The following is a 25517-nucleotide window of genomic DNA, read 5'->3' on the forward strand; positions in this document are numbered from 1 at the left end:
CGCCCATCAGGGCAGCGGCGGCATGCTGCAGCGGTGCGGCATCGCCGCCTGCTGCGCCTCCAGGTAGCGCACGGTGCGGAAACCGTAGCCCGAGCCCTCGACATCGAATTTCACGCCTTCGCTGCCGGCGCGCTGCATCAGGCTGACGTACATCGGCTGCTGGAACTGGTGGTCGGCGGCCCGCATCGTGCCGGCGCCCAGCCCGCCCAGGCCGCGGCCGTCGTAGCTGGCCCCCGACAGCGCACGCGCGACCGCCGCCGCCTCGGTGCTGCGCGAGCGCTCCATCGCCTGGGCCGCCATCTCGACCATCACCTGCATGCGCACATGCAGGTAGTCCTCGCGGGGATCCGGGAAGCGCTGGTGGAAAGCGGCCACCAGCGCCTCGGAGGCGCGGTTGCCGGCGTTCGGGTGCCACTCGGCCACCGCCAGCACCCGCCCGACGCCGGCATCCCCCAGCGCGCCCGGCACGCCCAGCGCATTGCCGTAGAAGGTGTAGAACTTGCCCTCGAAGCCGACGTCACGCGCCGCCTTGACGAGGAAGGTCAGGTCGTTGCCCCAGTTGCCGGTGATCACCGCCTGCGCGCCGCTGGCCTTGATCTTGTTGGCATAGGGCAGGAAGTCCTTGACCCGGCCGATCGGGTGCAGCTCCTCGCCGACGATCTTCAGGTCCGGGCGCTTGGCCGCCAGCATCTCCCGGCTGCTGCGCAGCACCTGCTGGCCGAAGCTGTAGTCCTGCCCGATCAGGTAGACGCGCTGGATCGACCGATCGCCCTGCAGCACGTCGGTCAGCGCGTTCAGGCGCATGTCGGCATGGGCGTCGAAGCGGAAATGCCAGGGGCTGCACTTCTCGTTGGTCAGCGAGGGCTCGACCGCCGAGTAGTTCAGGAAGACGATGCGGCGCTCCGGCTCGCGCTGGTTGTGCTTGCCCAGCGCATCGATCAGCGCGGCGGCGGTGGCCGAGCTGTTGCCCTGCATCACGACGCTGATGCGCTGGTCGGCGGCGCTGCGCAGCAGGCCCAGCGCCTCTTCGGTGCTGCCCTTGCTGTCCATCCTCACCAGCGCCAGCGGCCGGGCGCCACCGGGCAGCTTCACGCCGCCACGGGCATTGACGCGCTCGACGGCCCACTGCAGGTTGCGAGCGACCGCTTCGCCGGCGTTGGCGAACGGCCCGGACAGGCCCTCGATCAGCGCCAGCCGGATCGGCTCGCCGGCCGGTGCCGCGGCAGGCGCCGCCGACAGCGGGCCGACCAGCCCGCCCAGGCAGGCGGCGCTCGCCCAGGCCAGGGCCGTGCGGCGTGAAGGAGACGCCGGGCGCAGCGGCAGCAGTTCGGAAGGGGAAGTCATGCGTGAAAGGTCCGTGGGAACGCGGAAGGCAGGCGGCAGGCCGGGACGCAGGCGCTCAGAGCGCCGACAGGTCCCAGCGCGGCCGCACATCGAAGGCATAGTGGCGCTCGGCGACCGCCTGGCCACTCTGCAGGCGCATCGCGCCGGCCAGCGCGATCATCGCGCCGTTGTCGGTGCACAGATGCAGCTCGGGGTAATGCACCCGCACGCCGCGGCGGCGGCAGGCCTCGTCGAGCTGCTCGCGCAGGCGGCGATTCGCGCCGACCCCGCCGGCCACCACCAGGCGCTTCAGGCCGGTGCGCCGCAGCGCCGACAGCGACTTGTTCAGCAGCACGTCGACGATGGCCGCCTGGGTCGAGGCCGCCAGGTCGGCGCGCGGCCGTGCCATGCCATCGGCGGCGATCGGCTGGCCATGCTCGGCCTCGAGGCGCTGCATGCGGGTCCAGACCGCCGTCTTCAGGCCGGCGAAGGAGAAGTCGAGGTTGTCGGTCTTCATCAGCGGGCGCGGCAGCGCATGGGCCGCCGGATCCCCCTGCTCGGCCAGCCGAGACAGCGCCGGGCCGCCGGGATAACCGAGGCCCAGCATCTTGGCCGTCTTGTCGAAGGCCTCGCCGGCGGCATCGTCGATGGTCTCGCCCAGCAGCTCGTAGCGGCCCACGCCATCCACGCGCATCAGCTGGGTGTGCCCGCCCGAGACCAGCAGGGCCACGAAGGGAAACTCGGGCGGATCGGCCGACAGGAACGGCGACAGCAGGTGGCCCTCGAGGTGGTGGACCCCGAGCACCGGGCGGTCCAGCGCCAGCCCGAGCGCACAACCCATGCCGGCCCCCACCAGCAGCGCGCCGGCCAGGCCCGGGCCGCGGGTGTAGGCCACCACGTCGATCGCCTCCAGCCCCAGGCCGCTGGCGGCCAGCGTCTCGCGCAGCAGCGGCACGACCCGGCGGATGTGGTCACGCGAGGCCAGTTCGGGCACCACGCCGCCATAGGCCTGGTGCATCTCGATCTGGCTGTGCAGCGCGTGGGCCAGCAGGCGGGGCACGCCCTGCGGCTCGCCGGCCGGCGCGCACTCGACCAGCGCGATGCCGGTCTCGTCGCACGACGACTCGATGCCGAGCACCCGCAGCGGCGCGCTCATGCCGCGCGACGCCCGGCCGACGCCCAGATGAGCGCCCCGGCGGCGATCATCGGCACGCACAGCCACTGGCCCATGCTGAGGTTGAAGGTCAGCAGGCCGAGGAAGCTGTCGGGCTCGCGGAAGTACTCGGCGATGAAGCGGAAGGCACCATAACCGATCATGAACAGACCGGAGACCCGCCCCCACACCACCGCACCATCGGCCCGGTGGTGGGCGCCGCGGCTGCGCCCGTAGCACCACAGGATGACGAACAGGCTCAGGCCCTCGAGCAGGAACTGGTAGACCTGCGACGGGTGGCGCGGCAGGTCGCTGCCGGACTGCGGGAACACCATCGCCCACGGCAGCGAGGCGTCGGCCGCCCGCCCCCAGAGCTCGCCGTTGATGAAGTTGCCCACCCGCCCCATCGCCAGGCCGGTCGGCACGCACGGCGCGATCAGGTCGGTGACCTCGAAGAAGCGCCGGCCGCGCAGATGGGCGAACAGCGCCATCGCCACCAGCACGCCCAGCAGGCCGCCGTGGAAGGCCATGCCCCCCTTCCAGACCGCCAGCACCTCCAGCGGGTTCTGCAGGTAGTGCATCGGCTTGTAGAACAGCACGTAACCGAGCCGCCCACCGAGGATCACCCCGACCACGCCGAAGAACAGCAGGTCCTCGACGTCACGCGGCTGCCAGCCACCGGCGACGAACGGCGCCTGGCGGATGCGCCGGGTCGCCAGGAAATGGAACAGCCCGAAGGCGGCCAGATAGGTCAGGCCATACCAGTGGACCTGGAGGATGCCCAGGTCCAGCGCGATCGGGTTCAACTGAGGATGCACGAGCATCGGCCAACACTCCAAGAAGTCAGGATCGGCCGGGAGGGGTCCGGCCGGGGGCGATTGTCGCCGCTGCGCCCGGACCTGCACGACCCGGGTGCCTGCGCGCCCAGGCGCGGACACACGGCCCGCCTCGCCGGAGGCGGGCAGCACCTGGCGGCGGCGGCCGGGATCAGCGCGACGACCGCTTCACGCGCCGCTCGTCGGTGGCTCGCTGGCCGAGCCCCATCGCGTCCATCGCCCGCTGGCGCCGGGCCTTGCGGCGCTGCACGAAGCGGTCCTCCTGCAGGCGGCGGGTGCGCCCGCTCATGTCGGACCACTGCCACCACAGCAGCGCCCCGCCGAACGGGGCCACCAGCATCCACCAGGGCCAGCTGGCCACCGGCTCGATGCCCAGCAGGTTCAGCAGCAGCAGAGCCATCCCGATCACGATCAGTGCCATGTGTCGTTCCTGTAGTGTTGTATCCAGACAGCGATCCGCAGCATAACGGCACAAGTGCACCGGCGCACGGGTCTCCATCAAGGCACCGGTCAACCCGGCTCCCTACAATTTCGTTCGAAGTCTCACCGTCCACGCCCATGTCCATGTCCATGTCCATGTCCATGGGCCTCCACCCGCCCCGAAAGGAAACCATGAAGTCGATCATCGCCCTGACCGCCGCCGCCGCTGCCCTGCTGGGTGCCAGCCCGGCCTTCGCCAACCTCGAACTGGCGCAGAAGAAGGCCTGCATGGCCTGCCACGCCGTGGACAAGAAGCTGGTCGGCCCGGCCTACAAGGAAGTCGCCGCCAAGTACAAGGGCCAGAAGGACGCCGTGGCCAAGCTGAGCGAGAAGGTCATCAAGGGCGGCGCCGGCGTGTGGGGCCCCGTGCCGATGCCCGCCAACGCGATCACCCCCGACGAAGCCAAGACCCTGGTCACCTGGGTGCTGAGCCAGAAGTGATCCCGAGCGCGCCGCGCCGGCGCGCACGACACGAAAAAAAGCCTCGCGACGCGAGGCTTTTCGCTTGCTGGCCAGGCCCGAAGGCCCGGCCAGGTGATCAGTAGGCCTGACCCAGCTGGTCCAGGATGGCCGGGTTCTCCAGCGTCGAGGTGTCCTGCGTGATGGCCTCGCCCTTGGCGATCGAGCGCAGCAGGCGGCGCATGATCTTGCCCGAGCGGGTCTTGGGCAGGTTCTCGCCGAAGCGGATGTCCTTGGGCTTGGCGATCGGGCCGATCTCCTTGCCGACATGGTCACGCAGCTGCTTGGCGATCGCCTTGGCCTCGTCGCCGAAGGGCAGCGGACGCTTGAGCACGACGAAGGCACAGACGGCCTCGCCGGTCGTGTCGTCCGGGCGGCCCACCACGGCGGCCTCGGCCACCAGCTCGGTGCAGCTGACCAGCGCGGACTCGATCTCCATCGTGCCCATGCGGTGGCCCGACACGTTCAGCACGTCGTCGATGCGGCCGGTGATGGTGAAGTAGCCGGTCTTCTCGTCGCGGATCGCCCCGTCGCCGGCGAGGTAGTACTTGCCCTTGAAGTCCTCGGGGTAGTAGGACTTCTTGAAGCGCTCCGGATCACCCCAGATGGTGCGGATCATCGACGGCCAGGGGCGCTTGACGACCAGGATGCCGCCCTGCCCGTTCGGCACGTCCTTGCCGGTCTCGTCGACGATCGCGGCCTGGATGCCCGGGAAGGGCAGCGTGCACGAGCCCGGCACCATCGGCGTGGCGCCCGGCAGCGGCGTGATCATGTGGCCGCCGGTCTCGGTCTGCCAGAAGGTGTCGACGATCGGGCAGCGGCTGCCACCGACGTTCCTGTAGTACCACTCCCAGGCGGCCGGGTTGATCGGCTCGCCCACCGAGCCCAGCAGGCGCAGGCTCGACAGGTCGTAGCTCTTCGGGTGCACCGCGTCGTTGGCCTCGGCGGCCTTGATCAGCGAGCGGATGGCGGTCGGCGCGGTGTAGAAGATCGAGACCTTGTGGTCCTGGATCATCTTCCAGAAGCGGCCGGCGTCCGGGTAGGTCGGCACGCCTTCGAAGACGATCTCGGTACCGCCCAGCGCGAGCGGGCCGTAGGTGATGTAGGTGTGGCCGGTGACCCAGCCGATGTCGGCGGTGCACCAGAAGACGTCGTCGGCCTTCAGGTCGAAGGTCCACTGGGTGGTCAGCGCCGCGTGCAGCAGGTAGCCGCCGGTGGAGTGCTGCACGCCCTTGGGCTTGCCGGTCGAGCCGGAGGTGTAGAGCAGGAACAGCGGGTGCTCGGCACCGACCCATTCCGGCTCGCAGGTCGTGGGCTGGCCGGCCACCAGGTCGTCCATCCAGACGTCACGGCCGGCCGTCATCGCGACTTCGGAGCCCGAGCGCTTGACCACCAGCACGTTCCTGACCGCATCGCAGCCACCCAGCGCCAGCGCCTCGTCGACGATGGACTTCAGCGGCAGCTTCTTGCCGCCGCGCACCTGGTGGTCGGCGGTGATGATGGCCACCGCACCGGTGTCCTCGACGCGGTCGCGCACGCTCTGGGCCGAGAAGCCGCCGAACACCACCGAGTGGGTCGCGCCGATGCGCGCGCAGGCCTGCATCGCGGCCACGCCGTCGATCGACATCGAGATGTAGATGACGACGCGATCGCCCTTCTGCACACCCAGCGAGCGCAGGCCGTTGGCGATCTGGCAGGTCTTGGCCAGCAGTTCGCTGTAGCTGATCTTGGTGACCTCGCCGCCGTCGGCCTCGAAGATGATCGCGGTCTTGTCGCCCAGGCCGCGCTCGACGTTGCGGTCCAGGCAGTTGTAGGAGGCGTTCAGCGTGCCGTCGGCGAACCACTTGAAGAACGGCGCGTTCGACTCGTCGAGCACCTGGGTGAACGGCGTCTTCCAGGTCAGCAGTTCACGAGCCTGGTCCGCCCAGAAACCCTCGTAGTCGGATTCGGCGCGTGCGCACAGGGCCTCGTAGGCGGCCATGCCGGACACGTGGGCCGCGGCCACGACGGCGTCCGAGGGGTAATAGAACGGGATTGCCGTATCGGTATTGGCTTGGCTCATGCTTGTCTCCATCGGTCGAAATCTGATACGAGCACCTTAGGGAGGGGCTCTTACGAAGTGCTTACTCCGCAAATTGCGTTCCCGCACCACGAGCACCTCGATTGCCGGGCCCGTGTTTCATCGTGACACGAACACCCCCCTAGAATTCCCTCAATTTCCCTGATGCCTTCTCACATGCAAGCTGACCAAACTCCTCGACCCACCAAGCTGGCGCCGCTGCCTTCCCTGATCTTTGCGAGCCGCTGGCTGCAGTTGCCGCTTTATATCGGCCTGATCCTGGCACAAGCGGTCTACGTCTTCCATTTCTGGGTCGAGCTCGTGCACCTGATCGAGGCGGCTTTCGGCAATCAGGCCGCCCTCGCCAAGCTGGTGAGCAGCATCGGTTACAGCGGCCAGGCCCCTGTCACGTCTTTGAACGAGACGATCATCATGCTGGTGGTGCTTGCCCTGATTGACGTGGTGATGATCTCCAATCTGCTGATCATGGTCATCGTCGGGGGGTATGAAACCTTCGTCTCGAGGCTGCGGCTCGAGGGCCATCCGGACCAGCCGGAATGGCTCAACCACGTCAATGCCTCGGTGCTGAAGGTCAAACTCGGCACCGCCATCATCGGCATCAGCTCGATCCACCTGCTCAAGACCTTCATCAACGCCGACAACTACAGCGAGAAGGTGCTGATCTCGCAGACCGTGATCCACATGGCCTTCCTGCTGTCGGCGCTGGCGATCGCCTACACCGACCGGCTGATGCAGCCGGTCGGCGGCTCGGCGGACCACTGAGGTCCGGGCGGCGGCTCAGCGGGCTGCCTCGGCCTGCGCCGCCGTCGGCGCGCCGACCCCGCAGCCTTCGGTGGGCGACGCGGCCACCGACGGCTTCAGGAAGGGCGCCATCGTCTTCAGGATCTGCACCGGCAAGGCGCTGGTGAAGCTGTACTTGTCGGCCTCCGGCCCGAGCACGAACGCCGTCAGCGTGCCGAAATGGCGCTCGCCGATGTAGAAGACGAAGGTCGCGGTGCGGCTGGTGGAGCGCGACGAGATCAGCCCGCCGCCACGCGTGTAGGTGTTGAGGCGGTTGTCGCCGGTCCCGGTCTTGCCGCCGACCATCAGCGGCTCCAGGCCCGGCTCGTCGAAGCTGCCCTTCAGGCGCCGGGCCGTGCCCTCGTTGACCACCAGGCCCAGGGCACGCCGCAGCGTGCCGGCCACCTCGGGCACCATCACCCGCTCGGGCTCGCCCGTGCGGCGCCCCAGCACCACCTCGTAGGGGCTGCCAGCGGCGAACATCAGGCCGTTGACGTGCACCGTCGGCAGCCGCAGTCCGCCGTTGACGATGATGCCCATCAGCTCGGCCAGCGCGGCCGGGCGGTCGCCGGAGCTGCCGATCGAGGTCGCGTACGACGGCACCAGCGTGTCGAAGGGATAACCCAGGCGGGCCCAGGCCCGGTGGATCTTGGCGAACGCCTCGATCTCCAGCAGCTGCAGGATGCGGCTGTTCTGCCCGGCCCGGGCCCGGCTGCGGAACAGCCAGCTGTAGGAGGCCTCGCGCTCGGCCGCACCGTCGCGCAGCACGTCGGCCATCGTCGCCTGCGGATGCTCGACCAGGTAGGCGGCCACCCACAGCTCCAGCGGATGCAGGCGGGCCAGGTAACCCCGGTCGGCCAGCGAGTACTTGCCCGGAGCATGGCGCTGGTAGAGCGTCAGCAGCTCTTCCTCGTCGAGCGACTGGCGGGGCTGGTGGGTGCGCAGGTAGGCGGAGAAGGCCTCGAAGGACGCACCGGGCAGCACCGAGCGGTGGATCACCGCCAGCCGCGACGCCGTCGGCGTCACGCTCGCGGCCATCTGCGCCAGCATCTCCGTGGGGCCCTTGCCGTGGTGCCGACGGTAGAAGTTGCGCATGAACTGGCTGCCCTCCTTGTCGGCGAAACGCCGCAGCAGCACCGTGCGCTCGGGATGGTTCTCGTCGGACAGGATCTGCGCGGTCGGCCCCGACGCCTGGTAGAGGTGGTGGTAGACGATGTCGCGCATCAGGCGGATGAACACCAGGTTCACCGAGTCCCGCAGCGCCACGCTCAGCGTGGGCATGCGCGCGTTGTCGTCGCGGTTGAAGTTGTCGAAGGTGTGCGCGCCCCCGCCGGTGAAGAAGGTCTCGCCGGGGCTGGCGGAATACTTGCGCTCCATGGCCGCATCGAGCATCGCCTGCAGCGATCGGTTCGGCGCGCTGCGCAGGTGCTCGATCGCCCACTGCGTCAGCCGGTCCTTCGGCCCGACCTCCACCTCGGCCAGCGCGGCCGGCGCCAGCCCGCCGTACTGGCGATGCAGCGAGGCGATGATCTCCAGGTAGGTCGTCAGCGTGCGCAGCTTGGCGGTCGAGCCCAGCTCGAGCTTGGCCCCGCCGTTGATGTCGAAGGGCTGGGCGAGGTTGTCGGTCTGGACGCGGACCAGGTTCATGCCCTGGGACCGCTCGTAGAGCGTGAAGCTGTAGAGCAGCCGGGCCGGATCGCCCTGCTCGAGCAGCTGGCGGTTCAGCAGGCCGGCCTCGCGGGCGACCTGGGGATCGCTCAGGCTGCCCAGCAGGCGGGTGATGCGCTGCTGCAGCGTGCCGTCGATGCTGGTCAGCGCACTGACGTCCATGCGGTCCAGGTCGTAGAGCCGCGGCGTGTCGAGCAGCGTGGACAGCTGCACGCGCATCAGCGTCGCCGCCTTGCGCGCGCTGGCGTCCTCGTCGATGCGGCCCGGGAAGGCCGCACGCACCTCCAGCGGCGCCTGCAGCGCCGCATCCCGCAGGGCCGGCGCGATCAGGCCCTCATCGGCCATCAGGCGCAGGTAACTGGCCGTCATCTGCATCAGCTGCGGCCGGCCGCCACCGAAGTAATGGGCCGGCCGGCGCTGCGCGATCATCAGGCTGAGCACCTGCCGCAGCGCCACGCCACGGGCCTGCAGGCCCTCGGGCTGCTCGCCCGGCTCGCGCAGCAGGCGGTTGACGGCATCGACATCGGCGCCGTACCAGGCTTCCAGGCCTTCGCTGACGCCCAGCACCTCGCCCCAGCCCTTCTGCGCCCCGAGCGGCAGGCTGTTGAGGTAGTCGAGCACGATGCGGTGGCGGGCCTGGGTCGTGTCCTCGCCGTCGCGGTAGGCCCGCACCGAGGCCGACACCATCTGCAGGTACTTGTCGCCCGCCGAGGACGTGCGGCCCTCGGGCGAGTGGCGGAACTTCTCGATCTGGGTGGCCAGCGTGCTGCCCCCGGCGGCCGGGTGATCGTCGTGGACCAGCTCGACGAACTGGTCGAGCACGGCCTTGCCCAACCGGGTCCACTCGATGGCCGGGTTGTGGCGGGGCTCGGCCAGGTCGAGCACCTCGCGGTTCTCGATGAAGCCGAGCGCCTGGGCCACGACCAGCGGCACGTCCTCGTGGGACGGGTAGACCCGCCGCGGCACGCGCGACTCGAACAGCGTGTCGCCGCGGCAGTCGCGCACCTGCAGGCCAGCCTGGGCACGCTCCGGATACGGCGCGAAAAAACCGCGCTCCAGATAACGCTGCAGGGCCGGCGACTGCTGGGCCTGCGACAGCACCGCATAGCCCCGCTCGGACAGGCGGGTCGTGAATTCGGGCAGGCGGTGGTGTCCCCGCCGCTCGTCGAAGGGGCCGGCCACCGGGTAGCGGTTGCCCTCGGCGGGCTGCGTGCGCACCTCCCAGGTCAGGCCCCGGGCCCAGTCGGAGAAAAAACGCGCCTGCAGCGTCGAGGTGCGCATCTCCCAGGTGGCCAGCTCGACCGCACCGGCCACCACCACGGCCGCCCCGCCCCACAGCAGCAGCCGGCGGGGCCAGCGGCTGGGCGGGCGCACGGCCGGCGCGGCATCGGCGGCGGCAGGCGCAAGGGCAGCGGAGACGGAAGGAGCGAGCGATGGCTCGTCGGGAGCGGAAGGTTTGACCTCGGGTTCACCGTGATCCATAGACAGAGCCAGCCTGGTCTTCTTGATTTTCCCGGCGCCGGCGGCCGGGTGACACCTGGCGGTCCCCGCCGCACGGTCGGCAGCTTATCTCAATCCCCCCGCAATCCAGGGGGCGGCCTTGCAAGGACGCACGACGCTTGCGACGCGTTGCACGATCGCAAGCGAGCCGTGCCCCGGCCCGGCCGCGTGCGCGTCGACAGTGGCGCGGCAGCAACGCTGGGCCGGGGCGCCAGGACCCGCAAAGGGCGGATCCGCCACAGGGACGCGTGGCGAGCGGCCGACCGGGCCGACCTGCCTCGCTACACTGACGCCCAGACCCGACGGCTGGTGTCGCGCCATCGATGCCGCACGCCAGCCAGCTGCAAGTCAGCCGGGCCATCATCGCTGCCCTGTCCCCTCCCCGTGGCTGCCCGAGCCGGGCGTGCCGCCGAAAGACCCCAACATGACCACCATCCGCCAAGCCGATCTGGTTGAAAGCGTTGCCGCCGCGCTGCAGTACATCAGCTACTACCACCCGGCCGACTACATCGCCCACCTGGCCCGCGCCTACGAGCGCGAGGAGTCGCCGGCCGCCAAGGACGCGATCGCGCAGATCCTGACCAACTCGAAGATGTGCGCCGAAGGCAAGCGCCCGATCTGCCAGGACACCGGCATCGTCAACGTGTTCATGAAGATCGGCATGGACGTGAAGTGGGAAGGCTTCACCGGCTCGATCCAGGACGCCGTCAACGAAGGCGTGCGCCAGGGCTACAACAACCCGGACAACAAGCTGCGCGCCTCGGTGCTGGCCGACCCGATCTTCGAGCGCAAGAACACCCGGGACAACACGCCGGCGGTGATCTTCATGGAAGTGGTGCCGGGCGACACCGTCGACGTGATCGTCGCGGCCAAGGGCGGCGGCTCGGAGAACAAGTCCAAGGTCTACATGCTCAACCCGGGCGACAACATCGTCGACTGGGTGCTCAAGACCGTGCCGACGATGGGCGCGGGCTGGTGCCCGCCGGGCATCCTGGGCATCGGCGTGGGCGGCACGGCCGAGAAGGCGGCGCTGCTGGCCAAGGAATCGCTGATGGACGACATCGACATGTACGAGCTGCTCGAGCGCGGCCCGAGCAACAAGCTCGAGGCGATGCGCATCGAGCTCTACGAGAAGGTCAACGCGCTGGGCATCGGCGCCCAGGGCCTGGGCGGCCTGACCACGGTGCTGGACGTCAAGATCAAGACCTTCCCGACCCACGCGGCCAGCAAGCCGATCGCGATGATCCCGAACTGCGCGGCCACCCGCCACGGCCACTTCGTGCTCGACGGCTCCGGCCCGGCCTACATGACCCCGCCCAGCCTGGACCTGTGGCCCGACGTGGCCTGGGCGCCCGACTACAACAAGAGCAAGCGCGTCGACCTGAACACGCTGACCAAGGCTGAAGTCGCCAGCTGGAAGCCGGGCGACACGCTGCTGCTCAACGGCAAGATGCTGACCGGCCGCGACGCCGCGCACAAGCGCATCGCCGACATGCTGGCCAAGGGCGAGCCGCTGCCGGTCGATTTCACCAACCGCGTCATCTATTACGTCGGCCCGGTCGATCCGGTGCGTGACGAAGTGGTCGGCCCGGCCGGCCCGACGACGGCCACCCGCATGGACGGCTTCACCCGCATGATGCTGGAGAAGACCGGCCTGATCTCGATGGTCGGCAAGGCCGAGCGCGGCCCGGTCGCCATCCAGGCGATCAAGGACAACCAGTCGGCCTACCTGATGGCCGTCGGCGGCTCGGCCTACCTGGTGTCCAAGGCGATCAAGGCGGCCAAGGTCGTCGGCTTCGCCGACCTGGGGATGGAGGCGATCTACGAGTTCGACGTGGTCGACATGCCTGTGACGGTGGCGGTGGACGCCGGCGGCACCAGCGCCCACATCACCGGCCCGAAGATCTGGCAGGCGAAGATCGGCAAGATCCCGGTCGTCGAGGCCTGAGCACGGCCATGAGCCCGTCCGCCACCCCGCTGCCGGCCGAGCGCTGTCCGCTGTGTGGCGAGCCCAACGCCTGCGCCCCGGCGCAGGCGGGCGACTTCCAAGTCGCGTGCTGGTGCACCCGCACGCGTTTTCCCGCCTCGCTGCTGGCGCGCATTCCCGCCGGGCAGCGCGGCTTGGCCTGCATCTGCAACGCCTGCGTGGACGCCGCGCTGGCGGCGGAAGCAGCGGTGGACACCGCAGCGCCAGCGGGTGCACCCCCGGCGCCCGTGCCGCCGCCCGGTTCAGCCGATTCAGCCGATTGAGGCCAGCGCTGCGCCGGCGAACTGGGGCAGCGCCTCGAACTGCGCCGGCGTCAGCGGGCGGCTGAAGAAGAAGCCCTGCATCTCGTCGCAGCCCAGCTCGCGCAGCAGGTCGGCCTGCTCGGCCGTCTCCATGCCTTCGGCCACCGTGTGCTTGCCCAGCGAGCGCGCCAGCGTCAGGATCGTGCGGGTCACGGCCAGCGCGCTGTCGTCCTGGCCGAGGTCCTTGACGAAGGCGCGGTCGACCTTCATCACGTCCACCGGCAGCTGGCGCAGCGTCGACAGCGACGAATAGCCGGTGCCGAAGTCGTCCAGCGCGATCAGCACGCCGCGGCGGCGCACCGCCTCGAGCTGCTCGCAGGCCTGCTTAGCGTCGCCCACCAGCAGGCTTTCGGTGACCTCCAGCTCCAGCCGGTCCGGCGCGACGCCGTGGTCGGCCAGCGCGCGGTCCACCTCGCCGACCAGGCGGCCGGAGACCAGCTGGCGCGGCGAGACGTTGACCGACACCCGCTCGAGCACCAGCCCCTGGCGCTGCCAGCGGGCCATCTGGGCACAGGCCTCGCGCATCACCCAGATGCCGATGGCCTCGATCAGGTCGCTCTCCTCGGCCAGCGCGATGAAACGGGCCGGCGACAGCAACCCGAGCTCCGGGTGCTGCCAGCGCACCAGCGCCTCGGCCGAGCGCATGCACCCGTCGCGGGCATCGACCCGCGGCTGGTAGTGCAGCACCAGCTCGTCGCTGACCACCGCCCGGCGCAGATCGGCCAGCAGGCGCGAGCGCTCGCTCAGCGCCTCGTCCATCGTCGCGGCGAACAGCGCGTGGCGGCCTCGCCCGCCCTGCTTGGCCTGGTACATCGCCATGTCGGCATGGCGCAGCAGCGTCGCCCGGTCCACCCCGTGCTGCGGCGCCAGCGCCACGCCGATGCTCGCGCCCAGCACATGCTCGTGGCCGCCGCACACGAAGGGCACGGCCAGCCGCTCGCAGAGCTGGCGCGCCAGCGCCGCCGCCCGGCCCTCGTCGACCTGCGGCAGCACGATGACGAACTCGTCGCCCCCCGCCCGGGCGACCACCGCCTCGCGCGGCACGACGGCCTGCAGCCGCTCGGCCGCCTGCTGCAGCAGGCGGTCGCCCATCTCGTGGCCGAGGCTGTCGTTGACGTCCTTGAAATGGTCCAGGTCGATGAACAGCACCGCCAGCGCTGACGCCGTCGAGGCTTCCAGGCAGCGGTCGAGCTGCTCGTTGAGGCCGTGGCGGTTGGCCAGGCCGGTGAGGTCGTCGTGCACCGCCCGCCAGTGCAGCACCTGCTCACGCTCATGCGCGGCCAGCGCCACGGCGAGCCGGTCGCGCAGGTCGCAGGCCTCGTGGCGGCGCCGGCGGCCCGGGGGCTTCATGAACCCCAGCAGCAGCACCGCCTGGCAGGACGCCTGCCAGCGCGCCGGGCAGGCCCACCAGTGGGTCGCGCCGGTGTCGGGCAGCAGGGTCTGCCAGGCCATCGCGACCGAACCGGCCGGCGGCCAGTCCATCGTGGCCTCCAGCGCCTCGAAGCGCGGGCGCTCGGTCTCGCCCAGCACCGACTCGGCGCGGCCGCCGTCACCGTCGACGGCCTGGCGCAGCCGCCACTGCAGCAGCACCGGCCGGCCGGCCGAGCGGCTCGACGGCCCGCCGGCGCCGGTCAGGCGCACCACCACCGCCGCCACCGCGCCGGTGCGCAGCAGCGCCTGGCGCAGCAGCTGGTCGAGCACCTCGGGCAGCGGGTGGCCGGAAACGATGGCCCGGTCGATCAGCCCGAGCGCCTCCAGCGACTGGAACTGCGCGTCGATGCGCCCGGCCATCTCGTTGAACGAACGGGCCAGCTCGCCGAACTCGTCGCTGCTGCGCACCTGGACCGGCTCGGCCCGCTCGCGCCGGGCCAGCCGGCGGGTGCCGTCGAGCAGCGCCTCCAGCGGCACCAGGGTGCGGCGGATCTGGGTCAGGCTCAGCAGCACCACGATCAGCAGCACCACCGCGCCGAGCTGCACCGCCCAGCGCAGCAGCGGCAGGCCGGCGAACTCGAGCTCGACCGGGGGCAGGTGCTGCTCGAACTCCCAGTCGGTGGCACCGAACTCGCCACCCAGGAACAGCGTCCAGCGCCCCACGGCCTCATGCGGATGCGGCTGGGCGACCCGCCTCAGGCCGTCCAGCACCGGGCCGCCAGGCTCGCGCACCTCCCAGTGGGCCTGGGCGGCCGTCTCGGCCAGCGGACCCCACAGGTGGGCCGGGTGGACATCGGCCAGCCAGTAGCCCTGCGGCTGGGCCAGCCGCAGCATCACCCGTGGCGCCGGGGCCCCGGCGACCGGCACGAGCAGCAGGCGCGCCGCGGCGTCGCCCGGACGGGGCGGCGACAGCGGCACGGCCGTCGACGCGATCTCACCCACCTGCCAGCGCACCTGCCCCTGGTCATCGACCCAGCGGGCCCCGCGGAAGACCCGCGACAGGCCCGCCAGCATCGGATGCGCCGGGTCGGCGCCCGCCCCGGCCGGCACCAGCGGGGGCCAGGTCTCCAGCAGCGACTTGGCCTCCAGCAGGCGCCCGAGCACCTGCATGCCGCCGTCCCGGGTCGTGCGGGTCAGGCTGCGCTGGGCCTGCTCACCCAGGAAGCTCACCAGCGTCTGGTAGCCGATGAAGGCGGCCAGCGCCACCGGCAGGCCGGCGGCCAGCAGGAACATCACCAGGATGCGCCGTCCGACCCGGCTGCGCAGCACGCTGGCGCGGCCGGCGGCCGGCCCGGGCGGGGTCTCGCGGGGAGCAGCCACTCGACGCCGGCCTCAGAAATCGACCGACACGCCGAGGAAACGGCCGTTGCGGGCCCGCACGACATCATCGACGCTCTTGGCGTTGTCGAGCTGCTTGGCCGTCACGCCGTCCGGCCCCTTGCTGTAGAGGTCGTAGTCGGTGTTGATCGGGTTGATGTTCTTGTCCTTGCGTGCACCACCGATGTTGTTGCCGGCGATGTTGTAGTAGACGTAGGCCCGGCCCCAGGGGTCGGTCTGCCGGTCCAGGCCGACCGTGGCCAGGCTGGCCGGGTAGCTGCCGTCGTTGCTGGCGGCGTACTGGTCGATCGTGATCGACAGCGCGGCGATCGCCTGGGCCGCCTGGCGGCTCAGGACCTTGGCGCGCCACGACTTGTAGGACGGCAGCGCGACCGACATCAGCAGGCCGACGATGGCCACGCCCACCATCAGCTCGATCAGCGTCAGGCCACGGCAGGACCGCGTACGCCGGGTGCATGAGGACAGGAATCGGGAACGGAAGGACAACGAGCGCATCGCCTGGTCGAAGGGGTGAGGGTCGGGTGGTACCGCATCAGTACCAACTCCCCGTCATTTCGGCCAAGAATGCCAGCGCTTGAGCTCAGTTCGTCGGCGGACCTGCCAACACGGACGCCTCGGCAGTGACTTCCTGCTTGCTCTCGGCCAGCACGCGCACGACCCGTTGGGGATAAGGGATCGAGACGCCCTCGCGTTCGAGCAGTTCGAGGATGGCCAGGTTGACACCGCCCTTGACATTGCCCTGGCCGTTTTCCGGATCGCGGATCCAGAAGGAGGCTGTCAGCTCCAGCCCGTCGGTGCCGAAGGCGGTCAGGTGCACCGCGGGCGCGGGCTCGTCGGCCACCCGCGGCACGGTGGCGATGACCGTGGCCATGCGATCGCGCAGGCTGGCCACGTCGGTGCCGTAGGCGACCGTCACCGTCGTGCTGACCAGCACCCGGGTGTCGGCCAGCGACAGGTTCTCGACCATCGTGGTGATCAGCGTCTCGTTGGGCACGATGGCCTCGCGGCCGCTGAGCGAGCGGATCACGGTGTAGCGGGTCGTGATGTCGCTGATGCGGCCCTCGAAATCGGCCACGCGCACCATGTCGCCGATGCGCAGCGAGCGCTCCGCGAGGATGACGAAGCCGCTGACGTAGTTGGCCGCCAGCTTCTGCAGGCCGAAGCCGATGCCCACGCCCAGCGCGCCCCCCAGCACCGACAGCGCCGTCAGGTCGATGCCCACCGCCGACAGCGCCAGCAGCAGGCCGACGAACATCAGCAGCGCCCGCAGCGCATTGGCCGCCGCCTTGCGCAGCGACAGCTGCGCGCCGGCGACACCGTCGAGCAGCCGCGACTCGAGCGCGGCCGACACCCACAGCGCCAGCACCAGCACGAAGGCCGCCGACAGGCTGCCCTCGATGAGGGTGCGCAGGCTGATGTTGTGGCCGCCCATCTTCCAGCTGATGTCGTCGAGCTCACGCAGCACGATGGGCAGCACGCCGGTGACCCACAGCACCATCGCGCCCCAAGCCAGCCAGGAGATCGTGCGCTCGACCACGCGCATCAGGTGCGAGGCCGGGAAGGCGGCCGACAGCACGCGCACGCTCAGGCGGATCACCACCAGCGAGGTCAGCACCGGCACCGCCAGCCGGAACAGCGTCAGCGGCAGGCCCAGCTCGGGCAGCGTGCGCCGCGCGGCGAAGGCCAGCGCCAGCGCCAGCGTCGGGAACAGCACGCCGTCGACCAGGTGGCGACCGAACCAGATCGACGTGCCGGTCGTCGGGGTCGGGCCGCGCATCAGACGCACCAGCAGCCAGCTCAGCAGCAGCAGCGCAGCCAGCATGGCCAGCTCGACGGCGGCACCGGGAAGGGTCAGGACCGCCAGGATCTGCTGCAGTTCAGCCGGGGTATTGAAGAACATGGTGCGTCGAAGGCCTCGGCGGGATCACCGGGCCGGAGAAGTGGACAGGCCGCCATTCTCGGCCAGCGCCGTGTCGCGCCGCTCACCCGCCCCGCACGGAAGGGCAACAGGCTGTGCGAGCATCGCGGGTCCGAAGCCGCTCTCCCTGCCCGCCCGATGTCCGATGACTGCCCTGCCCCGGCGCACACCCTCGCCTACCACCCGCCCTCGGACCGCGAGCAGCCGCTGCGGTGGCTGCACGAGGACGAAGCCCTGCTGGTGGTCGACAAGCCGTCGGGCCTGCTGTCGGTGCCCGGGCGCGGGCCGCAGCGCCAGGACTGCGTCGCCTCGCGGGTGCAGCAGCGCTGCGCCGATGCGCTGATCGTGCACCGGCTGGACATGGGCACCTCGGGCCTGCTGGTGATGGCACGCGGCCTGCCGATGCAGCGCCGCCTGAGCGCCGCCTTCGCCGAGCGCCGGGTGCACAAGCGCTACGTGGCGCTGGTCGGCGGGCATCTGGCCGACGGGGCCGGCGAGGTCGATCTGCCGCTGATCTGCGACTGGCCCCGGCGACCGCGCCAGAAGGTCGACCGGATCGACGGCAAGGCGGCACTGACACGCTGGACGGTGCTCGAGCGGGGCGAGCGCGAAGGCTGGGGCCCGTGGACCCGGGTCGAGCTGGAACCGGTGACCGGGCGCTCGCACCAGCTGCGTGTGCACCTGCTGAGCCTGGGTCACCCGATCATCGGCGACGAACTCTATGCGCCGCCGGAGCTGGCAGAGGCCTCGCCCCGGCTGCTGCTGCATGCGCAGCGGCTCGAGCTCGATCACCCGCAGCAGCCCGGGCAAACGCTGAGGCTGCACAGCGACGCGCCGTTCTGAGGCGGCGCCTGAGCTGCGTCGGTCAGGCCGCGCCGTGGGCACCGCGCGTGGCGCGCTCGGCGGCTTCGCGGCGTTCGGCGGCTTCGGTGTCCATGCGGATGTGCTGGATGAAGTAGCGCACGTAGAAGACGCCCATGCCGAGGGTGATCGCGATCACGAGGGCACTCATCAGGCCGTAGTCGGTCGAGAAGAAGTCGGTGAGAGCGTGCATGTGGGTCTCCGGTGTGGATGAAGGACACCCTGATGAGACGCCAGATCCCCCCGGACGGGCTTGATGCGCGTCAGACGGCCCGCGACCGGGCACTGAGCCAGATCAAGGGACGAAAAAAATCCCCCCGGACGGGGATCCGGGGGGAAATGCTCTGATGCGCCAACCAAGGCTACCTGACCATTGATCGACAGACACAGCGTACGCCGATGCTCGCCGAGGTGTACTAGGGATAGCGTTGAGGAACGAAGCGCAGCGGCGCCGCTCAGCGGTCCTCGTTCACGCCCGGGCGGCACGCGGCGGGCACGCCCACCGCCAGTGCGCCCGCGGGAACGTCCTTCAGCACCACGGCATTGGCACCGATGCGGGCCCCGTCGCCCACCATCAGGCCACCGATGACCTTGGCGCCGGAGCCGATGAAGATGTCGTCGCCGAGCACCGGGGAGCGGCCGCGGTTGTCCCCGATGACCACGCTGCTCTCCAGCCAGACGTTGCACCCGCCCCGCACGCTGGAGTTGATGACCACGCCGATCGGGTGGATCAGCACGAAGCCGGGCCCGAAACGCGCGTGCACCCCGATCACGCAGCCGTTGAACCACTTGTTCAGCAGGTGGGGCAGCAGCGCCAGCGGCGCCAGGCCCAGGCCACTGAGCGCCGACTGGCAGCGAAACAGCAGCACCGCCAGCGTGCCGTCGGCCATCAGCGCGCGCGGCAGCGACACCGGCGGCCCGTCGCCGCCATACAGCACCTGCTTGGCCCGCAGGTCCGCCCTCAGCACGCTCAGCATGGCCACGGCCCCGCCTCAGCGCACGCGGCGCCAGAACGCCAGCAGCTGCAGGATGTTGTGGCGCCACTGGCGCTCGGACTCGATGTAGGAGCGCGCCGCCTGGCCGACCTGCTGCAGGCGCTGGAGGTCGGTGCTGCGCAGCAGCACCGCGTCGACCGCCGCATTGAGGTCACCGGCCGGGAACATCCAGCCGGTCTGCTGCTCGCGCACCACCTCGCGGATCGGCTCGAAGTCCGGCGCGATCGGCGGGATGCCGCAGGCCATGAACTCGAACAGCTTGACCGGCGAGGTGTAGTCGCCCGCGCTGGGCAGCACCGCCATGTCCATCGCGGCCAGCAGCCCCGGCACCTCGTCGTGGGACACCCGCCCGGTCAGCAGCACCTGGCGCTCCAGCCCGCGCTCGCGCACGAAGCGCTGCACGGTGTCGAAGGTCGCGCCGTCGCCCACCAGCAGCAGCTTGAGGTGAGGATGCTCGGGCAGGTCGTCGGCGATGCGGTAGACGAACTGGTCGATCGCATGCCAGGGCACGAAGGCGCCCAGGTAGCCGCAGACCACCTCGCCGTCGGCCAGGCCCCACTGCTCGCGGGTGAGGCGGCGCTGCTCGGCGGTGAAGCTGAACTTGTCGATGTTGGCCGCGTTGTGGGTGACGATGGCCGGCGTCATCAGGCCGCCGTGGGCCTTCATCACCCGCTGGCGGAACACGCCGGAGACGAACACCAGCCCCGAGGCCCGGCTCAGCACCCAGCGCTCGATGGCGGTGGCCAGGCGCTGGAAACACAGCGGCCGCACCCGGTCGACGGTGGACGAGTCGTTGATCTCCAGGATCACCGGCAGCCCGCGCAGGCGCCCGATCAGCACGGTGACGAACATGAACAGCGCATAACGCTCGTAGATGAAGCCGACGTCGCGGTGGGTCGCCAGGTAGATCCACAGGCGCCAGCCGGCCACCAGGTTGTAGCCCAGCTCGGCCAGCTCGAACAGCGGCTCGGGCAGGCTCACCACCCACTTCATCCAGGGCCGGGCCTGCTGGGTCGGGCTCATCTTCTTCGGGCTGACATAAGGGTCGGCGCCCGGCAGCGAGATGATGTCGACCGCCACGTCGTCGGCCCGCAGCGCGTCGGCGATGCCGCGGATGTGCACCCCCTCGACCGCCTTGCCCTGGGTTCGGTGGTGGTACAGCACGCGGGCGGGCTGATCGGCGACAGTGGGGTAGCTCATGGGCGGAAGATGAACAGGGTTGTTGTCACGATTGCTTACAATTGTCTCGCCATTCGAGGCGCCCGGATCGAAGGCTGCGGAAAATTCGCCGAGACCACGGCGGGGTCGTGGCTTGAATCGGCAGACTGAGACTGAACTGGAGGACCCGATGCGCCCGACCCGCACACTCTTCACGGCCGCCGCGCTGCTGCTGCTGACCGCCGCCGCCGCGGCAGGCGCGCTGCTCTACGGCCAGAGCCCGCCCCAGGGCTGGACGCCGCTGGACGACACCGGCGGCTGCCCGCTGTTCCCCCCCGAAGCGGTGTTCAACCAGCCGGTCGACGACCTGGCGCGTTTCCCGGTCCACCCCGACAGCGCCCGCTGGATCGGCTCCATCGGCGGGGCGACCGCCTTCCGCCCGGACTGGGGCCGCGAGGAAGACCCGGCCCGGCGCCAGGCGTATTACGGCATCCCGTACAACGTGATCTCGCGCTCCGACCTCGAGCAGCCCTGGCCGGTGGTCGACTACGAGATCACCGACGCGCGCGACCGCACGCCGGGCGTGCCCGGCGAAAGCGACTGCGCCGTGCCGTCCGCCGCCGGTGGCATGCGCATCCGCCGCGACTGCTCGGCCGTGCCGCTGCTGGAGCGGCGCTTCCCGTTCCCGCCGCCGCACCGGATCCAGGCCGAAGGGGGCGACTGCCAGGACCCGACCCAGTGCGGTGACCGCCACATCCTGGTGGTCGAGAGCGGCAGCTGCCAGCTCTGGGAGAGCTACATGGCCTATCGCGTCGACGGCCGCTGGATGGCCTACAGCACCGCCGCCTGGGACCTGCGCTCGCTCGAGATGCGCCCCCAGGGCTTCACCTCGGGCGACGCCGCCGGCCTGCCCATCCTGCCGCTGCTGGCCCGCGCGCACGAGGCCAGCTCGGGCGAGATCGGCCATGCGCTGCGCGTGACCTTCCGCGACGCGGTGCTGGACCGCCGGGCCGAATGGCCGGCCACCCACGCGGCCGGCAGCACGCGCAGCAACGGCATCCCCTTCGGCGCGCTGCTGCGGCTGCGGGCCGACTTCGTGCCGCCGCTGTGGTGGACCCCGCAGGCCCGGGCGCTGGCGCGCGCGATGCAGCGCCACGGCCTCTACGTCGCCGACATTGGCCAGGACTTCTTCGTGCAGGGCGAGCCCAGCGCGCACTGGAGCCCGCTGACGATGACCCAGCTGCGCGGACTGCGGCTGCACCAGTTCGATTTCGTCGACCTGCACCGGCTGACGCACACGCCGGGCTTTTCCGAGAACTCCTACCGCGCGGTGTTCCCGGCCGGCTCAAGCCCCGCCCCGGGCCAGCCGATCAGACCGGTGCCATGAGCTTCGGCCTTTTCCTCGTCTACGTCTTCCTCACCTTCTCGCGCCCGATCGAGCTGCTCGCGCCCGAGCTGGGCGAGTGGCGGCCGATGCTCGTGCTGTGGCTGCTCGCCTTCGTGACCGCGCTGGTGCGCACGCTGCAGCGGCGTGAATGGGCGGCTCCGCCCACCTTCGCCAAGCTGCTGCTCGCCTTCACGCTGACGGTGGCCGTCTCGCAGGTGGCCGCCGGCTGGGCCGGGGGAGCCATCGGCGCGCTGTCGAGCTTCAGCACCTCGGCCCTGCTCTACGTGCTGGTGGTGATGAACGTCACGACCATCGACCGGCTCAAGGCCGCCTGCGGCGCGATGGTCGCCGCGATGGTGGTCGCCGCGCTGCTGTCGACCGCGGCCTACCACACCGGCTTCCACGCCAAGGAGCTGGTGCTGATGCAGGCCTCGGGCAAGCACGACACCGAAGACCCGGGCGACGTGCCCGCGCCGGACGAGTCGGAACTGCTCGTGCCCGCCGACGACCACTCCGGCTGGTACCTGTGGCGGGCCCGGGGCATGGGCTTCCTCAACGACCCCAACGACTTCGCCCAGGTCATGGTGATGACGCTGCCGATGCTGTGGGCGCTGTGGCGTCGCCGGCGCTGGGCCTACAACCTCGCCTGGGTCGCGCTGCCCACGGTGCTGCTGGTCTACACCACGCTGCTGACGCAGTCGCGCGGCGCCATCCTGGGCATCGCCTCGCTGCTGTTCTTCGGCGTGCGCAAGCGCCTGGGCGCCACGCGCACGACCGTGCTGATGGCCGTCCTGGCGGTGGCGGGCGTGGCGGTCAGCAGCGGCAGCGGACGGGCCTACTCGTCGGGCGAGCAGTCGGCCGCCGACCGCATCGAGGCCTGGTCGCTGGGGCTGGGCATGCTCAGGTCCAGGCCCGTCTTCGGCCTGGGCTACGGCAACTTCGTCGAGCACAACTACCTGACCGCGCACAACTCCTTCGTGCTGTGCTTCTCCGAGCTGGGGCTGGTGGGCTTCTTCCTGTGGATCGGCATGCTGGTGCTGTCCTACAAGGGACTGAGCCGGGTGATCGAGCGCATCGGGCCCGACCACCCCGAGCACAAGGTGGCCGAGCTGCTGCGCTCCTCGCTGGTGGGTTTCCTGACCTGCGCCTGGTTCCTGTCGCGCGCCTACGAGCCGCCGCTGTTCTTCCTGCTGGGCCTGTGCTCGGCCGCCTGGTACTGCGGCGCCCAGCACGACGGCGTCAACCGCCCGGGCAGCCGGGGCTGGCTGGCGATGCGGGACCTGCCCTGGGCGCGGACCAGCGCGATCGCTGTCGTGCTGGCGCTGGTCGCGGTCTGGATGTTCGTGCGGCTGCATTTTTCCAGCTGATGCGAGCCGCCACGGGTTACAAGCTGATACATTCCGAGGGTAATCCCGGGACCACCTGCCCCTGAACATCACAAGGTATCGATGGGACTCCTGATCGCCTTCGCGCTGACCTTCCTGCTGTTGCTGGCCGGCGCGCTCACCCTGATCATCCGGCAGCGCAACCTGCAGATCTGGCTGTGGAACTACCTGCGCCAGGGCTGGCGGGCGCCAGTGCCGGCCGGGGTGACGCGGCACGTCATGTTCTGCTTCGTCGACCACTACGAGCCGATGTGGAAGCAGCCCGACCACGCCACCGAATGCCGCCGGGTCGCCCGCTGGCGCCAGGAGTACCCGCAACTGTGCGCCGGCCTGCGCGACGCCGACGGCCGGGCCCCGATCCACTCCTTCTTCTACCCCGAGGAGGAGTACCGCCCGGAGCACCTCGACGCGCTGGTCGAGCTGTGCCGCCTGGGGCTGGGCGAGATCGAGATCCACCTGCACCACGACCACGACACCGAAGCCGGCCTGCGCGAGAAGCTGCGCCGCTTCACGCGCACGCTGGTCGACCGCCATGACGCGCTGCCCGTCGACCCGCTCACCGGCCAGGTGCGCTGGGCCTTCATCCATGGCAACTGGGCGCTCGACAACGGCCACCCGGACGGCTCGGGCTGCGGCGTGGACAACGAGCTGATCGTGCTGCGCGAGGAAGGCTGCTACGTCGACTACACGCTGCCGGCCGCGCCGGACCCCTGCCAGACCTCGACGATCAACCAGATCTACTACGCCACCGACGACCCGGAAAAACCGAAGTCGCACGACACCGGCGTGCGGGTCAAGGTGGGTCGTCCGCCCAGCGGCGACCTGATGCTGATCCAGGGCCCGCTGGGCCTGATGTGGCGCAACCGCAAGTTCGGCCTGATCCCGCGCATCGAGAACGCCGACATCCGCACCAGCTCGCCGCCCACGCCCGAGCGCATCGACGCGTGGATCGAGACCGGCATCCACGTCGAGGGCAAGCCCGAGTGGATCTTCGTGAAGATCCACACCCACGGCACGCAGGAACGGGACACCGACACGCTGCTGGGCACGCCGATGCGTCAGGCCTACGAGTACCTGCAGCAGCGCTACAACGACGGCGTCGACTGGAAGCTGCACTACGTCAGCGCACGCGAGATGTACAACATCGCCAAGGCGGCCGAGCAGGGCCTGCCGGGCGAGCCGGGGGCCTACCGCGACCACGTCGTGCCCCGCCCGCTCTACCGTCCGCGGAGCTGAGCCCATGTCCGGCTGGATCGAGGCGCTGCTGGGCGCGGTGGCGGTGGTCTGCCTGCTGGCGGTCGTCTACTCGTACGCGATCTACCCGCTGGTGCTGTTCGTGGTCGCCGCGCTGCGCCAGGCCGCGCGGGACGCCGCCTTCGTCTGGCGCAAGCACGACCGCCGCCGCGCCGAGGCCGTGGCCGGTGACTGGCCGGCCGTGGCCATCGTCATCTCGGCCTACGACGAGGAACGCCACCTCGCCCGGCGCATCGACAACCTGCTGGCGCTGGACTACCCCGCCGACCGGCTGCGCGCCTACATCGGCTCGGACGGCAGCCGCGACCGCACCGCCGAGATCCTGGCGCAGCACGGCGGCGATCCACGCATCCGCGGCTTCGCCTTCGAGCTCAACCGCGGCAAGGCCGAGGTGCTCAACGACCTGGTCTCGCGCACCGACGAGCCGCTGCTGGTGTTCTCCGACGCCAACACCTTCTTCCGCCCCGACGCGCTCAAGCGCCTGGTGGCCGCCTTCGCCGATCCGGCCGTGGGCGGCGTCACCGGCGAGCTGCGCCTGATGGGCAACGACGGCGACAACCAGGACAGCCTGTACTGGCGCGTCGAGCAGTTCCTGAAGTTCTTCGAGTCGCGCCTGGGGGCGCTGCTGGGCGCCAACGGCGCGATCTACGCCATCCGCCGCACGCTGTGGAAGCCGCTGGCGCGCGACACCATCTGCGACGACTTCTGCGTGGCGATGAACGTGGCGGCCACCGGCGCCCGGCTGGTCTACGAGCCCCGCGCCTGGGCCGAGGAGGACACGCCCGAGCACATGGGCGAGGAGTTCCACCGCCGCGTGCGCATCGGCATCGGCAACTTCCAGGCCCTGCTGCGCCACCCCGAATACCTGCTGCGCACCCCGCCGGCCACCCGCTTCGCCTACGTCTCGCACAAGGTGCTGCGCTGGATCGCGCCGCACCTGCTGATCGTCGCGCTGGCGGCCTCGGCGGTGCTGGCCACCGGCTCCACCGCCTGGGCGGCGGCCACGCTGGCTCAGGCCCTGAGCTACGGCGGGGCGGCACTGGCGCTGCAGCAGGTCCGGCGCGGCCGGCGGCTGCCCAGGCCGCTGATGCTGGCGGCGTTCCTGTTCGCGCTGAACTGGGCCTTCCTGGTGGCCTCCTGGCGCTACGCCAGCGGCCGCTACAGCGGCGCCTGGGGCCGCACCAGCCGGTGAGGCCGCACCGGCCTGACCGCTCATCACCAC

Annotated in this window: 21 protein-coding genes; 9 read left to right on the forward strand and 12 right to left on the reverse strand. The window is 70.6% G+C overall.

Translation table 11 applies throughout. The features are described from left to right. Positions 1-6: 6 nt before the first annotated feature. From C7444_RS11345 to C7444_RS11360, 4 genes are all read right to left on the reverse strand, one after another. On the reverse strand, positions 7-1344 hold the full coding sequence (locus tag C7444_RS11345; protein WP_110400970.1) for a branched-chain amino acid ABC transporter substrate-binding protein: 1338 nt from the start codon (positions 1342-1344) through the stop codon (positions 7-9). A gap of 55 nt (positions 1345-1399) precedes the next feature. Further along, complete coding sequence (gene tsaD / locus C7444_RS11350) at positions 1400-2479, reverse strand: tRNA (adenosine(37)-N6)-threonylcarbamoyltransferase complex transferase subunit TsaD (protein WP_110401025.1); 1080 nt, start codon at positions 2477-2479, stop codon at positions 1400-1402. Further along, positions 2476-3300, reverse strand: coding sequence for a prolipoprotein diacylglyceryl transferase (lgt, locus tag C7444_RS11355; protein ID WP_110400971.1), 825 nt, complete (start codon positions 3298-3300; stop codon positions 2476-2478). Before lgt ends, tsaD begins: the two co-directional genes overlap by 4 nt. Before the next feature lie 163 nt (positions 3301-3463). Beyond that, positions 3464-3733, reverse strand: a complete 270-nt coding sequence (locus C7444_RS11360; protein WP_170130714.1) for a TIGR04438 family Trp-rich protein — start codon at positions 3731-3733, stop codon at positions 3464-3466. 191 nt (positions 3734-3924) lie between these two features. Here C7444_RS11360 and C7444_RS11365 point away from each other — a divergent pair, with 191 nt between their 5' ends. After that, positions 3925-4233, forward strand: coding sequence for a c-type cytochrome (locus tag C7444_RS11365; protein ID WP_110400973.1), 309 nt, complete (start codon positions 3925-3927; stop codon positions 4231-4233). Positions 4234-4330: 97 nt separating this feature from the next. On the opposite strand, the gene acs is transcribed toward C7444_RS11365, so the two are convergent. Beyond that, the gene (gene acs / locus C7444_RS11370) at positions 4331-6313 is read right to left on the reverse strand and encodes an acetate--CoA ligase (protein ID WP_110400974.1); all 1983 of its coding nucleotides are present in this window, start codon (positions 6311-6313) and stop codon (positions 4331-4333) included. 174 nt (positions 6314-6487) lie between these two features. Between acs and C7444_RS11375 the strand changes: the two genes are divergently transcribed. After that, complete coding sequence (locus C7444_RS11375; protein ID WP_110400975.1) at positions 6488-7093, forward strand: TIGR00645 family protein; 606 nt, start codon at positions 6488-6490, stop codon at positions 7091-7093. A gap of 15 nt (positions 7094-7108) precedes the next feature. Here C7444_RS11375 and C7444_RS11380 read toward each other — a convergent pair whose 3' ends face one another. Further along, complete coding sequence (locus C7444_RS11380) at positions 7109-10153, reverse strand: transglycosylase domain-containing protein (RefSeq protein WP_146219378.1); 3045 nt, start codon at positions 10151-10153, stop codon at positions 7109-7111. 550 nt (positions 10154-10703) lie between these two features. Here C7444_RS11380 and C7444_RS11385 point away from each other — a divergent pair. Both C7444_RS11385 and C7444_RS11390 read left to right on the forward strand, forming a co-directional pair. Next, positions 10704-12227 (forward strand): fumarate hydratase, encoded by a 1524-nt coding sequence (locus tag C7444_RS11385; RefSeq protein ID WP_110400977.1) that lies wholly within the window; start codon positions 10704-10706, stop codon positions 12225-12227. A gap of 8 nt (positions 12228-12235) precedes the next feature. Continuing rightward, on the forward strand, positions 12236-12529 hold the full coding sequence (locus C7444_RS11390) for a cysteine-rich CWC family protein (protein ID WP_110400978.1): 294 nt from the start codon (positions 12236-12238) through the stop codon (positions 12527-12529). On the opposite strand, the gene C7444_RS11395 is transcribed toward C7444_RS11390, so the two are convergent. From C7444_RS11395 to C7444_RS11405, 3 genes are all read right to left on the reverse strand, one after another. After that, positions 12518-15319 carry a putative bifunctional diguanylate cyclase/phosphodiesterase gene (locus C7444_RS11395; protein ID WP_146219379.1) on the reverse strand — a complete coding sequence of 934 codons (2802 nt, stop codon included), beginning with the start codon at positions 15317-15319 and terminating at the stop codon, positions 12518-12520. The two genes, C7444_RS11390 and C7444_RS11395, sit on opposite strands and share 12 nt — an antisense overlap. Positions 15320-15331: 12 nt before the next feature. Beyond that, positions 15332-15832: a type II secretion system protein gene (locus C7444_RS11400; protein ID WP_110400980.1), complete on the reverse strand. Its 501-nt coding sequence runs from the start codon at positions 15830-15832 to the stop codon at positions 15332-15334. 85 nt (positions 15833-15917) lie between these two features. Further along, on the reverse strand, positions 15918-17237 hold the full coding sequence (locus tag C7444_RS11405) for a mechanosensitive ion channel family protein (protein WP_110400981.1): 1320 nt from the start codon (positions 17235-17237) through the stop codon (positions 15918-15920). Positions 17238-17393: 156 nt separating this feature from the next. On the opposite strand from C7444_RS11405, the gene C7444_RS11410 reads away from it, so the two are divergent. Further along, the gene (locus tag C7444_RS11410) at positions 17394-18098 is read left to right on the forward strand and encodes an RluA family pseudouridine synthase (RefSeq protein WP_110400982.1); all 705 of its coding nucleotides are present in this window, start codon (positions 17394-17396) and stop codon (positions 18096-18098) included. A 22-nt stretch (positions 18099-18120) separates the two neighbouring features. On the opposite strand, the gene C7444_RS11415 is transcribed toward C7444_RS11410, so the two are convergent. From C7444_RS11415 to C7444_RS11425, 3 genes are all read right to left on the reverse strand, one after another. Continuing rightward, positions 18121-18309 carry a DUF3149 domain-containing protein gene (locus tag C7444_RS11415; RefSeq protein ID WP_110400983.1) on the reverse strand — a complete coding sequence of 63 codons (189 nt, stop codon included), beginning with the start codon at positions 18307-18309 and terminating at the stop codon, positions 18121-18123. 262 nt (positions 18310-18571) lie between these two features. Then, a complete protein-coding gene (locus C7444_RS20900) occupies positions 18572-19093 on the reverse strand; it encodes a serine acetyltransferase (RefSeq protein ID WP_211317533.1) in 522 nt (173 codons plus the stop codon). A gap of 15 nt (positions 19094-19108) precedes the next feature. After that, the gene (locus C7444_RS11425) at positions 19109-20311 is read right to left on the reverse strand and encodes a glycosyltransferase family 4 protein (RefSeq protein ID WP_110400984.1); all 1203 of its coding nucleotides are present in this window, start codon (positions 20309-20311) and stop codon (positions 19109-19111) included. 148 nt (positions 20312-20459) lie between these two features. On the opposite strand from C7444_RS11425, the gene C7444_RS20245 reads away from it, so the two are divergent. The 4 genes from C7444_RS20245 (at position 20460) to C7444_RS11440 (ending at position 25487) form a co-directional block, all read left to right on the forward strand. Further along, complete coding sequence (locus C7444_RS20245) at positions 20460-21656, forward strand: hypothetical protein (RefSeq protein ID WP_170130715.1); 1197 nt, start codon at positions 20460-20462, stop codon at positions 21654-21656. Beyond that, on the forward strand, positions 21653-23023 hold the full coding sequence (locus C7444_RS11430; protein ID WP_170130716.1) for an O-antigen ligase family protein: 1371 nt from the start codon (positions 21653-21655) through the stop codon (positions 23021-23023). Before C7444_RS20245 ends, C7444_RS11430 begins: the two co-directional genes overlap by 4 nt. Before the next feature lie 81 nt (positions 23024-23104). Continuing rightward, complete coding sequence (locus tag C7444_RS11435) at positions 23105-24277, forward strand: hypothetical protein (RefSeq protein ID WP_211317530.1); 1173 nt, start codon at positions 23105-23107, stop codon at positions 24275-24277. A gap of 4 nt (positions 24278-24281) precedes the next feature. Then, positions 24282-25487 (forward strand): glycosyltransferase family 2 protein, encoded by a 1206-nt coding sequence (locus C7444_RS11440; RefSeq protein ID WP_110400986.1) that lies wholly within the window; start codon positions 24282-24284, stop codon positions 25485-25487. Positions 25488-25517 lie beyond the last annotated feature (30 nt).

The organism is Sphaerotilus hippei, assembly GCF_003201595.1.
In the GTDB taxonomy this organism is placed as follows: domain Bacteria; phylum Pseudomonadota; class Gammaproteobacteria; order Burkholderiales; family Burkholderiaceae_C; genus Sphaerotilus; species Sphaerotilus hippei.

Bases quoted from the DNA above. Each gene is read 5' to 3' on its own strand.
- C7444_RS11345 (WP_110400970.1), bottom strand. From the start codon at position 1,344: ATGACTTCCCCTTCCGAACTGCTGCCGCTGCGCCCGGCGTCTCCTTCA.
- C7444_RS11430 (WP_170130716.1), top strand. From the start codon at position 21,653: ATGAGCTTCGGCCTTTTCCTCGTCTACGTCTTCCTCACCTTCTCGCGC.
- C7444_RS11440 (WP_110400986.1), top strand. From the start codon at position 24,282: ATGTCCGGCTGGATCGAGGCGCTGCTGGGCGCGGTGGCGGTGGTCTGC.
- C7444_RS11375 (WP_110400975.1), top strand. From the start codon at position 6,488: ATGCAAGCTGACCAAACTCCTCGACCCACCAAGCTGGCGCCGCTGCCT.
- C7444_RS11360 (WP_170130714.1), bottom strand. From the start codon at position 3,733: ATGGCACTGATCGTGATCGGGATGGCTCTGCTGCTGCTGAACCTGCTG.
- C7444_RS11405 (WP_110400981.1), bottom strand. From the start codon at position 17,237: ATGTTCTTCAATACCCCGGCTGAACTGCAGCAGATCCTGGCGGTCCTG.
- tsaD (WP_110401025.1), bottom strand. From the start codon at position 2,479: ATGAGCGCGCCGCTGCGGGTGCTCGGCATCGAGTCGTCGTGCGACGAG.
- C7444_RS20245 (WP_170130715.1), top strand. From the start codon at position 20,460: ATGCGCCCGACCCGCACACTCTTCACGGCCGCCGCGCTGCTGCTGCTG.
- C7444_RS11365 (WP_110400973.1), top strand. From the start codon at position 3,925: ATGAAGTCGATCATCGCCCTGACCGCCGCCGCCGCTGCCCTGCTGGGT.
- C7444_RS11400 (WP_110400980.1), bottom strand. From the start codon at position 15,832: ATGCGCTCGTTGTCCTTCCGTTCCCGATTCCTGTCCTCATGCACCCGG.
- C7444_RS11410 (WP_110400982.1), top strand. From the start codon at position 17,394: ATGTCCGATGACTGCCCTGCCCCGGCGCACACCCTCGCCTACCACCCG.
- C7444_RS11425 (WP_110400984.1), bottom strand. From the start codon at position 20,311: ATGAGCTACCCCACTGTCGCCGATCAGCCCGCCCGCGTGCTGTACCAC.
- C7444_RS11435 (WP_211317530.1), top strand. From the start codon at position 23,105: ATGGGACTCCTGATCGCCTTCGCGCTGACCTTCCTGCTGTTGCTGGCC.
- C7444_RS20900 (WP_211317533.1), bottom strand. From the start codon at position 19,093: ATGCTGAGCGTGCTGAGGGCGGACCTGCGGGCCAAGCAGGTGCTGTAT.
- C7444_RS11385 (WP_110400977.1), top strand. From the start codon at position 10,704: ATGACCACCATCCGCCAAGCCGATCTGGTTGAAAGCGTTGCCGCCGCG.
- C7444_RS11390 (WP_110400978.1), top strand. From the start codon at position 12,236: ATGAGCCCGTCCGCCACCCCGCTGCCGGCCGAGCGCTGTCCGCTGTGT.
- C7444_RS11415 (WP_110400983.1), bottom strand. From the start codon at position 18,309: ATGCACGCTCTCACCGACTTCTTCTCGACCGACTACGGCCTGATGAGT.
- acs (WP_110400974.1), bottom strand. From the start codon at position 6,313: ATGAGCCAAGCCAATACCGATACGGCAATCCCGTTCTATTACCCCTCG.
- lgt (WP_110400971.1), bottom strand. From the start codon at position 3,300: ATGCTCGTGCATCCTCAGTTGAACCCGATCGCGCTGGACCTGGGCATC.